Genomic DNA, 12,949 nt, shown 5'->3' with positions numbered 1-12,949 from the left:
TTAAGTGACGCCTATTTTTTTGTTTGCGATAAATAAAGCACCCGCACAAAGCACACTTGCCATCGGGCCGATCAACAATCCCCATCTGAGCCCATTGCCTGCGTGTGAAGCCGTAGCAAAATCACTGATAAAACCCACCAACACGGGCGCCAGCGACGGGCCCAAAAGACTGGACCCAAACAAAAGCAAACCCGTGGACAATGCTTTATTGTCATTTCCAGCCACCAAATGGCCGCTGCCAAATGCGTAAGGCAACAAAAAGGCAAAAGAAAACATACCTGGCACCAGTAACGCGATGGCCAAATTGCTTGTAGGCATAAACAAGGCCGCAACAGTACAGAAAGCAGCAATTATGATCAGGACAGCTGGTGGCCCCAACAAATACCTAGAATGTTTGGCAATTGCCCGGTCGAAAAACCTTCCACCCAGCAGCGTTGCTGCGATGCCAAGTAGCCCCTGTATCAACCCAAACCTGAGCCCTACTTCACTTGCCGTCAGCCCGTAAGTTCTTATCAGGAATGGAGCGCTGAAAACATAGAATGGCGCGGACGCAAAACCCAGCAGATTAGCTGCCGCAAATAGCCATAGGAAAGCGGGTTTCATCAATAACTTTTTGCCTGCAGCGAGAAACCCATCGGGTTCTGCCGTTTTCAATGCTGATGCTCCGTTTCCAGGCACAAACAGCATGACCGATAAGGCTAAAACCAACCCAAAGGCACCTGCCGTAAAAAATGCGCTACGCCAGCCAATATGGTCTCCAGCCCACCCTCCCAGGGCAAATCCAAGCATAGTGCCCAAGGGAATTCCCATGGAGTACAACCCAATCGCCCTGCCCCGAAACAAATCAGGAATTCTTTGGCCAATAAGAAAATGACTGGCAGGTGTACTCCCCGCCTCTCCCAGGGCTACCCCAATGCGCAACAACACCAATATCAGGAAGCTATTAGCCAGCCCGGCCAAGGCGGTCATAACCGTCCAAATCACGATACAACAAACCAGTACATTTTTTGCACCGCCCCTGTCAGAGATGCGGGCCAGGGGCAAAGCGGCAAGCGTGTAACACATAGCGAATGCAAGGCCGGTCACCATCCCGAGCTGCGTATCGCTAAGGCCCAGATCCCCTTTGATCGATTCCGCCAAAATGAACGGCAAAATCCTATCGACCTGGCTGACAATACTTACCAATAGCAAGGTGGTTAAAAAGGTGGCTTTTTTCCAACCACGTAGATATGCATCATTGCTGGCAATCTCACCAATGTTCATCATAAGATCAATTTATGCGTTTTTTTGCCCACCTTTTTTGTCTCTTTCTTTAATTGGCGGAATAGAATTCCTTGCCCGCTTTACTTGCCTGTTCTAACAAAAAGCGGGGCGCAATCCTGCTCATCACCCGAATGAGCTTCGATAAGCCCGGGTAAACTTCATCCCGATCGTCTTTTATCCCTTTGATGGCCGCATCCACAATTTTATCAGGTGACATCAAGGCACTTGCATTCACGGCCGGGTCGGTTGTAAATTTTTCGTTCAGCGGTGTATTCGAACCAGGTGCGACCAACTCGATCACCTTTATCCCGGTATGCCTGAGCTGCACCCTGAGCGCCTTTGTGTAAGCCCTGAGGCCCGCCTTGCTGGCTCTGTAAATCGGCGAGATCGGAAACGTCATTAGCGCAATACCCGAAGTTACATTTATGATGGCAGCCCTTTTCCGGGTCTTTAAATGCGGCAAAAACTGCTGTACCAAATGTATCGCCCCTGACAGGTTGATGTCTATCTCCCGGGTGAGATCAGCGAGCTCATGAGGCTGGTTCAAGCTTATCTTCCGCATTTCGCCGGCGTTGTTGATAAGGATGTTTAACTCGGGAAACCGTTGAGTCACTTGGCGGAATAGGTTCCCAATATGCGCTATATCGGAAACATCACTTTGAAAGATTTGCACCCCGGGAAACTGTTTTTTTGTTTCCTCTAATCTGGCCATGTTTCTTCCGGTTATGATCACCGTATTGCCCAGCTCTAAAAATCTTTTTGCAAATTCAAGACCAAAACCGCTGGTTCCGCCTGTGATCAGGATGGTATTACCAAATAAGTCCATTGATGTTCAATTGTTTTTTATAGTTCAACCCTTACCCCAAAAGTTGGAAACATCCCCAGGCCGGCCCTGTACACGTTTCCGGTATTAGGAATGAACACCTCTGTATTTACATTAAACTGGTTGTTGATGTTGGCCAGGTCTACAAAGGCAGAGAACATTCCTTTTTTCAAAGGCACATTGTAATCCACGCGGACGTCCAGGCTGACATAATCAGGCAATCTTCTGCCATTGATCTCAGTGATTTCCTGCGAATAACGCAGCATATTGGGATTGCCGAGCACATTGGAGTGAAGGGTAGAGACATCGGCAGGGCGGCCGGTACTGTAGCGGAATTTACCCGAAAAGATCCATTTATTGTTAGGCTTGTAGCTGCCCAGTAAGGAAAGGTTGTGTGGTATGCTAAAAGTGTAATCATATTCACCCAAGCCGTTGTTGTCATTTCTTTTGCTTTCCATATATGAATAACTGAGGGTACCGTACCAGCTTTGTGAAAGTCGTTTGGTAAGGCTCAGGTCAGCGCCGTATGCGTAGCCGGTACCGTTATTATTGAGGTAGCTCTGCACCCGGTTAGGCTGGACAACCACATCGTCGAACTGTTTATGCCAACCTTCCACGACCAGTTTCAGATCGCCTGAAAACTGGTATTTATAGCCTAAAATGTTTTGAAAGGTCCGCTCATTTTTCAGCTTGTTGGCGGCGCTTTGCCCTGCCAGGTCGGAAAAAGCAGCATCCTGAAAATAGACACCGGAAGCAAAATTGACGCTCTGTTTATCACCCAACAGAATACTGCCGCTTATTCTTGGCGAAACGGTATGCTGCTCGGTGAAACCTGTGTAATCATAGCGAATGCTTGGGTTCAGGGTAAAACCATTAGCAATTTTCCATGATACCGCGACGTAGCTCGAACCGTTGAAGGCACTGTTATCAAAGCTGGAATTGTATTGGGACGGGTTCAGAATCTGATAATATTGGCCGGGGCTTGGTCTTGGATCCGTACGGCGGAAAGTATAGACCGTATCTACACGTTTCAGGGTCCTATCATAATCCAGGTTCACCATAGCCGCATCAATCCCGGCGGTAAAAGTGACTTTATTGAAGCGTTTAGTATAAACCGAGCGGTAACCCACTTCTGCCTGGTTGTTTTTGATCCGCCTGAGATCGTCTTCGTATCTGCCATATCTTGGGTCTAAGACCATGCCTTCTTCATCCAATGATGGCGTAAAATTGCCGAAGTTGTTGTCCACCGTCGATGAACGGAAGTACAGGACGTTCCTGAGGTAACCTTTGCTATCGATCAGAGTCCTCAGATTCAACCCGACCAGCGCTTTGCTACCCCTATGATTAAAGAGCATGGTGCCGCCACTGTTGTCATCATTGATATTGTAGTTTGGATCGACATCATCAATGCTCCAGCGTGGCCTTTCCGGATTATACATGGCAATAAATGAAAGTTTATTTTTTGCATTGAGCTCTGTTGTCGTTTTGACCAAATAATCGCCAAAGCCGATGCTGACAGGATTTTGCTGATCCAACACCCTTTGCAACACTGCAAAATTCTGATACCTTCCCGAAGCGAACATACTTGTCTTTTTAGAGACCGGGCCATCGGCAATTAAAGTCGCCCCCAGCAAATCAAACTGTCCCGCAAATGACCAGGTTTCTTTATTACCTTCCTTGATGCCAAGCGCAAGATAGGACGAAGATTTCCGGCCATATACCGCGTCAAAACCACCATTCTGGAATTGTACGTTGTCGATAATCCGCGGTGCAAAAATGCTGAACCGCCCGCCATTGGGATCGTTAAAGCCCGAGTTGAAACCCTCCGCTTCCAAATGGGACAAGTTGAACATCGGTATATCATCGACCATGTAAACGTTGTCCTGAGTCCCCTGTCCCCTTGCGGCAATGGCAGAAAATTGTGCCCCGCTGCTTACCACGCCTGGCAGGCTTCCCAAAGCCCGCATGATATCGCCCTGAGCACCCGGATTTCTGAAAATTTCTTCCCTCGAATAGGAAAAAGTGGAGACTGGTGTCAAAAGATTGTTTTCTCCCTTAAATGCACGGACCGTCGCCTCGTTTAAGTTCGCTACCGCTTCCAGAATTTCTAATTCGGAATAATAGGTTTTACCCGGTGTGATCATTACTTCACTGATGTTCTTGGTCTGAAAACCAATATAAGAGACTGTGACCGCATAAGTTCCGGCAGGAATATTATTTACCGTGAATATCCCCGATGTGTCGGTGATCGCCCCGAACTGTGAATGATCGATTTGCACAGTGGCGCCCACAACAGGCTGTTTAGTGGACTGATCCAAAATTTTTCCTTTGAAATTTCCCGTCGCCTGTGCGAATGACGCCAAGCTAGCCATACTGAAAAGTAGGGTCAGTACATAGGTCTTCATCTTGCTTCTTTGTTTCATTTTATCCTGATTTCGTTTATGCAAAATTGCAGCAGGAATAAAAAGCGGAAGTAGCCTAAACGCCTTTTGATGTAGCCAAAAGGAATATGATCTGAAAGCCTATTGTTTCCATCAGGTGCACATACTGCCACAGAAGCTCCTGATCTTCCTTTTTACTACAACTTCGTGACTTTTGGATACATCTGCTAATTGACATTGGCTGAACTTTGCATCAACAACAGCGAGAAAAAATATGGACTTAAAGAATAGCACCATCCTCATTACAGGAGGAACCAGCGGTATAGGTTTGGAATTGGTTAAGCAACTTACCGAGCAAGGATCAACAATCATTGTTACAGGACGTAAACAAGAGGCCTTGAATGAGACGAAAAGGCGTTTCCCCCAGGTACACGTCTTTCAGAGCGACGTAAGCGATCCGCAAGATATTGAGCGCCTCTATAAGGAGGTGACGCAACAATTCCCTGATCTGAATATGATCGTTAACAATGCAGGTGAAATGCGGTTGCTTGACGTTCAGGACGCCAGTAAGGACCTGGAAAACATAACCCGTGAGATCGATATCAATCTTACGGGAACGATCCGGATAGCTCATCAATTTTTGCCGCACCTGATCAGCAGGCCTTCTGCGGCAGTTGTGAATGTCTCCTCCGCCATTGCTTTTATGCCCTACTCCACCGCCCCGGTTTACAGCGCTTCAAAAGCGGGCGTTCATGCTTATACGCAGGCATTGCGCCTGCAACTGGACAAAACCAATGTCAAGGTATTCGAGCTGGTCCCGCCGGGCGTGAATACCAATCTTCAGAATGATTGGGTGCTGCCACCTAATCCAAGTCAAATGATGGATGTGGATAAACTGGTCGGTGTAGCCATCCAAGGACTGCTGAACGATACGCCCGAGATCAAGCCACTGCTGGTGGGTGTGATCAAATTTTTAAGTAGGCTCATACCTAATCAATTGATGAAGTTAGGGCACAAGGAATTTGAAAAGTTTAAACAACTCAATAAAACAATAATTAACCAGCTATGAAAAAATCAATATTGGCAGTGTTTGCGCTGCTATTGTCACTGCCATCTTTCGCACAGAAACAACCTGCGGATCGCATCATAGGTATCTGGCAATGTGACGATTACAAGATCGAGGTGTTCAGAGCGGGCACCTCTTACTCGGCCAAGCTCTTGTGGTCAAAAGAGATGTTCGAAGTAGATGGTAAAACGCCAAAGAAGGATGCTAAAAACCCCAACGAAAAACTCCAGAGCAGGTCCTTGCAAGGCCTTACGCATATCACCAGTCTTGTCTATGAGGACGGCGAATATGTGGACGTTAAGTTGTATAGCGTAGAGGGTGGAAATACTTATGGTTTCAAAGGTGAGCTCAAAGGACCTAATGATCTTGAAACCCGCGGCTACAAGGGGATTCCACTGGTGGGCAAATCCTTTAGATGGAAAAGAGTTCAGTAAATTATAAAAACAACGCTCATGAAAGATAATAAAGACCATCTGTCCAGGTTTTGGCTGCTCGTTTCCAATGCCCTTCCCCCAATAGGCTTTTTCCTTTATTTCAGGCACAGAAAGACACATCCGAATAAGGCCAAAAGTGCTTTAACAAGCGCAATGATCGGCGTGCCGATTGCGGTGCTTGGAGGTTACATCATGAAGACTTTTATCCTTAATTAAACCATGATCAAAAACATTGTTTCCGCAGTGCTGCTACTCGTTTCGGTAACGCTCAGTTTCAAACATGCCTGGGATACCCTGCATTACAAAAACAATCCGGAGTCCGTTAAGATGATGGAAAGTTTAGGGATCAGCGAAACGTACATTCCATATTTGGCTTGTGTTGCCATAGCGGTCGGCGTACTTTTGCTCATCCCTGCCACCTTTTTCCTGGGCAATATGCTCAATGCGGTCCTAATTGTTATGATCATGGGACTGGCGCTGCGAGCGGGAGATTACCGCATGGCGTTGATAGAGATCCCATTTTTAGCCATGCCATTAGTTATGATTTGGTTCAAATATCCGTTTAAATTTAAATAACCCGTAGTATGGCAAGCAGTAAACCCTACCGGATCAGCTCTATAACCGAGATACACCGTTTGATGGGGCTCCCCAAACCCCATCACCCGCTGATCAGCATCGTTGACCTGAAAGGCCTGAGAAACGATACAGGTATAGAGGCGGTCCTTTTCGATTTGTATGTAATATCCATGAAAAGAGGGTGTGACGGCTTGCATTACGGGCAACAGAAATACGACTTTGACGAAGGGCTTATGGCCTTTTTGTCTCCCGGCCAGATCCTGCGCGGTGAAGAGAACGGTGTACCTTTGGACCTGGATGGCTGGATGCTTTTCGTACACCCCGACTTTCTTTGGAACACATCGCTTGCTACCAAGATCAAGCGGTACGAATACTTTAGTTATGCCACCAATGAAGCGCTATTCCTCTCAGACAAGGAAGAAATACTAATCAATGACCTGGTTAGAAATATTAAAGCTGAATATTATTCCAATATGGACAATTTCAGCCAGGACATTATTATCTCGCACCTGGAAACCTTGTTAAAATACGCCGAACGTTTTTACCAGCGTCAGTTCATCACCCGAAAGATCACCAACCACCAGGTCCTAAACCGGGTGGAAGAGCTCTTAACTACCTACTTAAACAACGAAGCCCTGCTTTCCGAAGGACTGCCAACCGTTGGATACTTTGCCGATGCTTTGAATATATCCTCCAAGTATTTAAGTAGCCTGCTGAAACAACTGACCGGCCAGACGATGCAGCAGATCATCCACGAGAAACTGATCGAAGGCAAAAGAAAAATTATCTACCACGAGGTTGTCCGTCAGCGAGATCGCCTACCAACTGGGTTTCGAGCATCCTCAGTCCTTCAACAAATTATTTAAAAGCAAGACCAACCAAAGCCCATTGGATTTCCGGCAGTCCTTCAACTGAAATGTTCGAGCCAGCTCTCGGTGATACCAGGAGTGCTAACTGCTAACAGGTGGATGACTTTTCGCGCTCGGCTACTCTCTCCAACGACATGTTAGTATGTCTGTTTGGTAACCGTTACGGTAGTATCAGACGGTTGTCTGTCAAACTAAGCCTTATCGTTAAGCAGTATTTTCTTTTTATGCTTTTGTCCCCAGTCTGCTAGTACAGCAAAAACGTCCTTGAGCGATTTGGCATATTCCGTAGGAACATATTCTACCACGACGGGCGTTTGGTCTGCTTGCACCACTCGTTGTAGCAATCCATTTACTTCTAGTTGCTTTAATTCATTTGAAAGCACTCTTGCCGAAATGCCGTTGACTGTTCGCTGCAATTCGTTGAACCGAGTGTGTCCGCTAACTAATGCAATAACAATTCGCAATTTCCATTTACCGCCCACCACATACAAAGCATCTTCAACTCCGTTGATGTGCTTAGTGCATTGCGCTTCTGAGTACAGTGTTCCCTCTTTCATATTTTATCAGGTAACCCAAATGTTAGTACTAACCTTTTGTTTACTACTAACATTTGGTTAGCAAACATAGGTAATTTTGCGTCATTAAATCAAAAAATAATGAGCAAAAAAGTACTACATATTATGACAAGCCCACGAGGTGAGGCTTCGGTAAGCAAACAATTTGGTAACGTAATCATTGAGAAAATTCAAGCGAAATACCCTAACAGTATTGTCAAAGAAAGAGATTTGGCAAAAGAAGCCTTTCCACATTTAGATGGAATGCAAATTGGCTCGTGGTTTACGCCTGTCGAAAATCACACACCTGAACAAATAAAAGCGATCAAAATTTCAAATGAAGCTATTGCGGAAATGCAAGAAGCGGATATCTATGTCTTCGGTGGGCCATTCTACAATTTCGCAATAACGTCCACATTGAAAGCATATTTAGATCACATTGCAAGACCGGGGATAACTTTTAGCTATAAAGAGGACGGAAAACCCGAAGGTCTTTTGAAAAACAAAAAAGCATATATCGCAATCGCTTCAAGCGGTGTGTATTCCGAAGGCGTCATGCAGTCATTTGATTTCGTCAGTCCGTATCTGAAATTCATACTCGGCTTTCTGGGCATTACTGACATTACTACATTTCGTGTGGAAGGACAAAGAATTCCAGGTCTTCAGGAAACCGCATTACAAAAAGGTCTTGAAAGTGTTGTAATTGATTAAAAAACTGGTCTTATGAAAAAAATGAAAATTGCTTATTACGTTGCGACAGGGCTGCTATCGTTGGCAATGGCATTATCAGCATATGCTTATTTGACAAATCCTGAAGTAAAAGTGGGGTTTCAGCATTTGGGTTTTCCCGACTATTTCAGGATAGAATTAGGAATTGCGAAAGGCCTTGCCGCGATTGCGCTTTGGTTACCTTTTCGTTTAGCGAAAGAAGTCGCTTACATCGGTTTATCAATTAGTTTCGTATCGGCGTTCATTGCACACGTTGCTGTTGGTGACCCGGCTTCCGTTCTCATTAATCCGCTTATTGTCCTGATTATACTCGTTGTGTCTTATATAACGAACCAAAAACTACGGGAGGTCGGTAACAAAGCTGAATGATTGCAATTGGGGCAATCCTTATGCCTTCCGTTTTATTTGGTTATGGGCCTGAATCGTCTCATTTTTTACCATATGATAAATGGATGCTCCGCGATGTGTACTATTTTTAAGTGATGGAAGCACTGATAAATCTTATCCTGCAATTTGGTGACCTGAACAAACAGCAGATCGAGTTTTTGCTTAGCAAGGTAGAAATGCTCGAATTCAAAAAAGACGACTACCTGTCGGAAGCCGGGAAGGTGCCTCGGTATGTGGCGTTCGTGTTGGAAGGTGTGTTCCGCTTTTGCTATTATAACAACAAGGGGGAGGAAATCACCAATTACTTTGTGGACGAAGGCAACTTTGTAGTCGACAACCAAAAGTTTGAATCGCAGATGGTGGCCTCCGAATATGTACAGGCTGTTACCGATTGTAAAGTACTTGTTTTCAACAAGAAGAACTGGGACCAGATATCCGATACCATTGTGGGCTGGGAAATGATGAAGGCCAACATGGTAAAAAAATGCCTTACACTGGCCATGGAACGGCGCAGTCCGCTGGTTTCAGAAGATGCCACCACGCGTTATCTTTCGTTCATCGAGGCGTTCCCAAACCTGGTCAACCGCATCCCGCTTTCCTACGTCGCCTCGTACCTGGGCATCACCCAGCAATCGCTAAGCCGGATACGCCGAAATATCCGTTAGCGGCGCTTTTTACCAAATGATAAAAATTTTCCTGTTGCCGTTTTCAACCTTTGCTTATTCATTTAAAGGTAAAAAAGATGAGCAAAAAGATTGTATTGGTAACCGGAACAAATAGTGGTTTTGGCTGGCTTACCGCCCAGAGTTTAGCCGCTCTAGGGCATCGGGTATATGCCACGATGCGCGATACCCAGGGCCGTAATACCGATAAAGCCCAGGCCCTTGCAGCCGTGGAAAACGTGACGGTTTTGGACGTTACCCTGACCGACGACGAAAGTGTGAAGCAGGCCGTTGAAACCATTTTGGCCAAAGAAGGCACTATCGATGTACTGGTGAACAACGCCGGTTACGCAATGGGCGGGGTGGCAGAGAGCTTTACCACCGCCGATGTGCACACCACTTTTGATATCAATGTTTATGCCCCCTGGCGACTGATCAAACAGGTACTCCCCGCCATGCGCAAACAGGCCGAAGGACTGATCATCAACGTGACCAGCGGCTTTGGCCGGGTGTCGTTCCCGTTCGCTACCATTTATGCGGCCTCCAAATTTGCACTGGAAGGAATAAGCGAGGGCCTGCATTACGAGGTAAAGCGTTTAGGCATTGACGTGGCGATCGTGGAGCCGGGCGCTTTCCCGACCGAAATGCAGCAAAAGAACAATCCTGCATCGGATCAGGGGGTATTTGAGGGATATGGCGCCATTGCCGATATACCCAACAAAATGGTAGCGGCAGTGGGCGGACAGATGCAGGCCAAAAACCCTAATCCGCAGGACGTGGCCGACGCCATTGTTAAACTGATCGACACGCCAAAAGGCACCCGGCCATTACGCACCGTGGTTGACCCCATTACCGGTCAATACATCGAAGCCGCCAACCGGGCCGTAGCCGAACAATTTGCCAAAGGATTGACCGTGTTCGGGATGGGTGAATTATTCTAAGATGAATAAATTTAATGGGAACGGCAGTGGCGCGGGCTACTGCCGTTTTTTCTTTTGTAGCAGTTGGATCAATTTAACGTACCGCGATACGCTGATGGCGTAAAGTTTGTTTTTAATTTAAAAAGCCTGCTGAATGATTGCGAGTGTTCAAAGCCGAGTAGAAAGGCAATTTCACTAATGGATAATGATGTGCCGGATAATTTTTCTTTTGCGGCCTCGATCAGCTTGTCATGAATGTGCTGTTGGGCCGACCGGCCGGTATGCTGCCGGATTAGGTCGCTGAAATATTTAGGCGTAAGGTTGAAGCTGGCCGCTATTGCAGTCACATTCGGCACGCCATGTTCCGGAATGGCGCCTGTATGCATCAGCTCGTCGAGATACTTTTCAAATTTGGCCAGAAGGGTACTATACTTTGGTTTACGCGTCAGGAACTGCCTTGTGTAAAAGCGATCGGAATAGGTCAGCAGTAGTTCTAGGCTGGAAATGATCACATCCTGGCTGTGCTTGTCTATTGGTCGTAAAGCCTCCTTTTCGATTTGCATGAGGACAAGTTCAATGAATGCTTCTTCCTCCTCGGACAGGATCAGAGATTCCGTCACCGCATATTCGAAAAAATTGTATGATCTGATCTTGGTCTGCAAGGAAGTCCCCTTGATATAGTCGGGATGGATCATTATTAAAAATCCCGCAGGCGGAATCACTTCACCATCCTTGATGAAAGTTTGTTTGGGGGCGAAAAAGGATAGAACGCCTTCGTCGAAATCGAACTCGGACTGACCGTAAATGATCTTATTACAGCAACCCTTCTTAAAAGTGATCTGGTAAAAATCTGCACTGAGCTTCACACCGTCTTCAAGCTCGATCGCAGGGAAATCTTTGAACCGCAGAACAGTGAACAGCGGGTGCTTCGGTTTGGCGAAACCTAACTGTTTATGTAATTCAGCTAATGAATCGATATGTAAATGCGGTCTGCCATCATTCTTCATCTTCTTAACCTTTTTGGCCTGTCCGTTTTTTAAAAGTCCTGGCCGAGCTTGCCGCGATCACCGAATTGGGTATCAGGGTGAGTAATTTAACTCCAAGGCGGTTAATGCTCCCTGATACCGCAGACCTTTTTCTGTTATAATAAGCCTTGATAAATTCCTCTGCCACCTCGTCTGCCGTTTGGGTAGGTGCTCCGGCGATCAAAGCGTCACCCGTTTCATTTTTTAATGCCGCCGCCTCCATAAAGTTAGTGGAAGTAAGGCCGGGTGCAAAAAACATCACATGCACGCCATAAGGCTCGCATTCTTCGTATAAAGCCTGAGAAAAAGAGCGGACGAACGCCTTGCTCGCCCCATAAAGCGCCATGTAGGGCACCGGCGCAAATGAGATCAGCGAACCCATGTTGACAATCGTTCCGGCTTTCCGTTTTAGCATATCCTGCATGAATAGGTGTGTGAGGCTAACCATCGCGCCATTGTTCAGCTGCAACATATCCTGAAGGCTTTTTAGATCTGCCGCGGCAAATTCACCACCTGACCCGATACCGGCATTATTGATCAGACTGCCCACTTCAAGTCCGCGATGTCTGCATTCCTGATATATTGCTTCGGGCGCCTGCGGGTTGAAGAGATCGGCTGCAATGAAGCCAACATTCACATCGTACTTTTTAGATAATTCCTGGCTCAAAAGCCTAAGCTTAGGTTCATTTCGGGCGACCAGTGTCAGGTTCTCCTTTTTTTTGGCCAGGTGTTTTGCAACTGCCTCTCCGATGCCCCCTGACGCCCCGGTAATTAATGTGGTTTTCATTTCCTGTTATTTTTAGGACAAAGGTCCTGACAGGGGGCCTAAATTTTGTAGCTATAATGCTGGAACTTGTAACCAAATGGCTGTTGCAGGTTCGTCGGTTTTGCCAAACAGCTAACCGAGAATCAAATGGAGTGAGGTGGCTCCGAAAATCGGCACACATTTTTGCACAACATGATGCAAAATGAAAGACCCCAAATCGGTAAAAACTCGCAAAAGCTACGATGCTGAGTTCAAACAGGAAATGACCAGAATGCTGGCTTCCGGCAGGAGCGCCAAGGAAATCTCGGAGGCGTTTGGAATTGCCGAGAATCTTCTCTATCGTTGGAAGAGAATGGCAACAAAAAAGACAAAATCGAATAGCGAAGCAGATCGCAACGACAAAGCAGCGAAACTGGCTGCGGAAGTTGCTAAACTACGGGCTGAAAATGAACGCCTAAAAACCGACCGCGAAATCCTAAAAAAAGCCTTAGGTC

Annotated in this window: 15 protein-coding genes and 1 pseudogene; 10 read left to right on the top strand and 6 right to left on the bottom strand. The window is 46.4% G+C overall.

The genetic code is table 11. From position 1 onward, the window contains the following. The 3 genes from BP71_RS27680 to BP71_RS27670 are packed head-to-tail and all read right to left on the bottom strand — an operon-like array spanning position 1 to position 4,509. The gene (locus BP71_RS27680; protein WP_496384824.1) at positions 1 to 1,266 is read right to left on the bottom strand and encodes an MFS transporter; all 1,266 of its coding nucleotides are present in this window, start codon (positions 1,264 to 1,266) and stop codon (positions 1 to 3) included. Positions 1,267 to 1,312: 46 nt separating this feature from the next. Beyond that, a complete protein-coding gene (locus BP71_RS27675; RefSeq protein WP_496384823.1) occupies positions 1,313 to 2,089 on the bottom strand; it encodes an SDR family oxidoreductase in 777 nt (258 codons plus the stop codon). A 17-nt stretch (positions 2,090 to 2,106) separates the two neighbouring features. Then, complete coding sequence (locus BP71_RS27670; RefSeq protein ID WP_496384822.1) at positions 2,107 to 4,509, bottom strand: TonB-dependent receptor; 2,403 nt, start codon at positions 4,507 to 4,509, stop codon at positions 2,107 to 2,109. A gap of 232 nt (positions 4,510 to 4,741) precedes the next feature. Here BP71_RS27670 and BP71_RS27665 point away from each other — a divergent pair, with 232 nt between their 5' ends. The 5 genes and pseudogenes from BP71_RS27665 to BP71_RS27645 all read left to right on the top strand — a co-directional run bounded on the left by BP71_RS27665 (position 4,742) and on the right by BP71_RS27645 (position 7,458). Beyond that, positions 4,742 to 5,536: an SDR family oxidoreductase gene (locus tag BP71_RS27665; RefSeq protein ID WP_496384821.1), complete on the top strand. Its 795-nt coding sequence runs from the start codon at positions 4,742 to 4,744 to the stop codon at positions 5,534 to 5,536. Next, positions 5,533 to 5,967: a DUF2147 domain-containing protein gene (locus tag BP71_RS27660; RefSeq protein WP_496384820.1), complete on the top strand. Its 435-nt coding sequence runs from the start codon at positions 5,533 to 5,535 to the stop codon at positions 5,965 to 5,967. The genes BP71_RS27665 and BP71_RS27660 overlap by 4 nt, the downstream gene beginning before the upstream one ends. An 18-nt stretch (positions 5,968 to 5,985) precedes the next feature. Then, on the top strand, positions 5,986 to 6,183 hold the full coding sequence (locus tag BP71_RS27655) for a hypothetical protein (RefSeq protein WP_496384819.1): 198 nt from the start codon (positions 5,986 to 5,988) through the stop codon (positions 6,181 to 6,183). 3 nt (positions 6,184 to 6,186) lie between these two features. After that, entirely contained in the window at positions 6,187 to 6,543 is a 357-nt protein-coding gene (locus tag BP71_RS27650; RefSeq protein ID WP_496384818.1) for a hypothetical protein, read from the top strand. A gap of 8 nt (positions 6,544 to 6,551) precedes the next feature. Beyond that, positions 6,552 to 7,458: pseudogene (locus BP71_RS27645) on the top strand (helix-turn-helix domain-containing protein). 145 nt (positions 7,459 to 7,603) lie between these two features. On the opposite strand, the gene BP71_RS27640 reads toward BP71_RS27645, so the two are convergent. Beyond that, positions 7,604 to 7,969 carry a winged helix-turn-helix transcriptional regulator gene (locus BP71_RS27640; protein WP_496384817.1) on the bottom strand — a complete coding sequence of 122 codons (366 nt, stop codon included), beginning with the start codon at positions 7,967 to 7,969 and terminating at the stop codon, positions 7,604 to 7,606. A 99-nt stretch (positions 7,970 to 8,068) separates the two neighbouring features. Between BP71_RS27640 and BP71_RS27635 the strand changes: the two genes are divergently transcribed. The 4 genes from BP71_RS27635 (at position 8,069) to BP71_RS27620 (ending at position 10,685) form a co-directional block, all read left to right on the top strand. Next, a complete protein-coding gene (locus BP71_RS27635) occupies positions 8,069 to 8,677 on the top strand; it encodes an FMN-dependent NADH-azoreductase (protein ID WP_496384816.1) in 609 nt (202 codons plus the stop codon). 12 nt (positions 8,678 to 8,689) lie between these two features. Then, positions 8,690 to 9,064, top strand: a complete 375-nt coding sequence (locus tag BP71_RS27630) for a DoxX family protein (protein ID WP_496384815.1) — start codon at positions 8,690 to 8,692, stop codon at positions 9,062 to 9,064. A gap of 113 nt (positions 9,065 to 9,177) precedes the next feature. Next, complete coding sequence (locus BP71_RS27625) at positions 9,178 to 9,747, top strand: Crp/Fnr family transcriptional regulator (protein ID WP_496384814.1); 570 nt, start codon at positions 9,178 to 9,180, stop codon at positions 9,745 to 9,747. 77 nt (positions 9,748 to 9,824) lie between these two features. Further along, a complete protein-coding gene (locus BP71_RS27620; protein ID WP_496384812.1) occupies positions 9,825 to 10,685 on the top strand; it encodes an SDR family oxidoreductase in 861 nt (286 codons plus the stop codon). 68 nt (positions 10,686 to 10,753) lie between these two features. Here BP71_RS27620 and BP71_RS27615 read toward each other — a convergent pair whose 3' ends face one another. Continuing rightward, positions 10,754 to 11,671, bottom strand: a complete 918-nt coding sequence (locus BP71_RS27615) for a helix-turn-helix domain-containing protein (RefSeq protein WP_496384811.1) — start codon at positions 11,669 to 11,671, stop codon at positions 10,754 to 10,756. A 4-nt stretch (positions 11,672 to 11,675) separates the two neighbouring features. Continuing rightward, positions 11,676 to 12,476: an SDR family NAD(P)-dependent oxidoreductase gene (locus BP71_RS27610; RefSeq protein ID WP_496384810.1), complete on the bottom strand. Its 801-nt coding sequence runs from the start codon at positions 12,474 to 12,476 to the stop codon at positions 11,676 to 11,678. A 181-nt stretch (positions 12,477 to 12,657) separates the two neighbouring features. Between BP71_RS27610 and BP71_RS27605 the strand changes: the two genes are divergently transcribed. Further along, positions 12,658 to 12,949 (top strand): transposase (locus tag BP71_RS27605; protein ID WP_496384809.1); only part of this gene is annotated, 292 nt, incomplete at its 3' end.

This window comes from Dyadobacter ginsengisoli DSM 21015 (assembly GCF_059568735.1).
The sequence above is the reverse complement of the archived record's forward strand: the minus strand, read 5'-3'. Positions and strand labels throughout refer to the sequence as shown.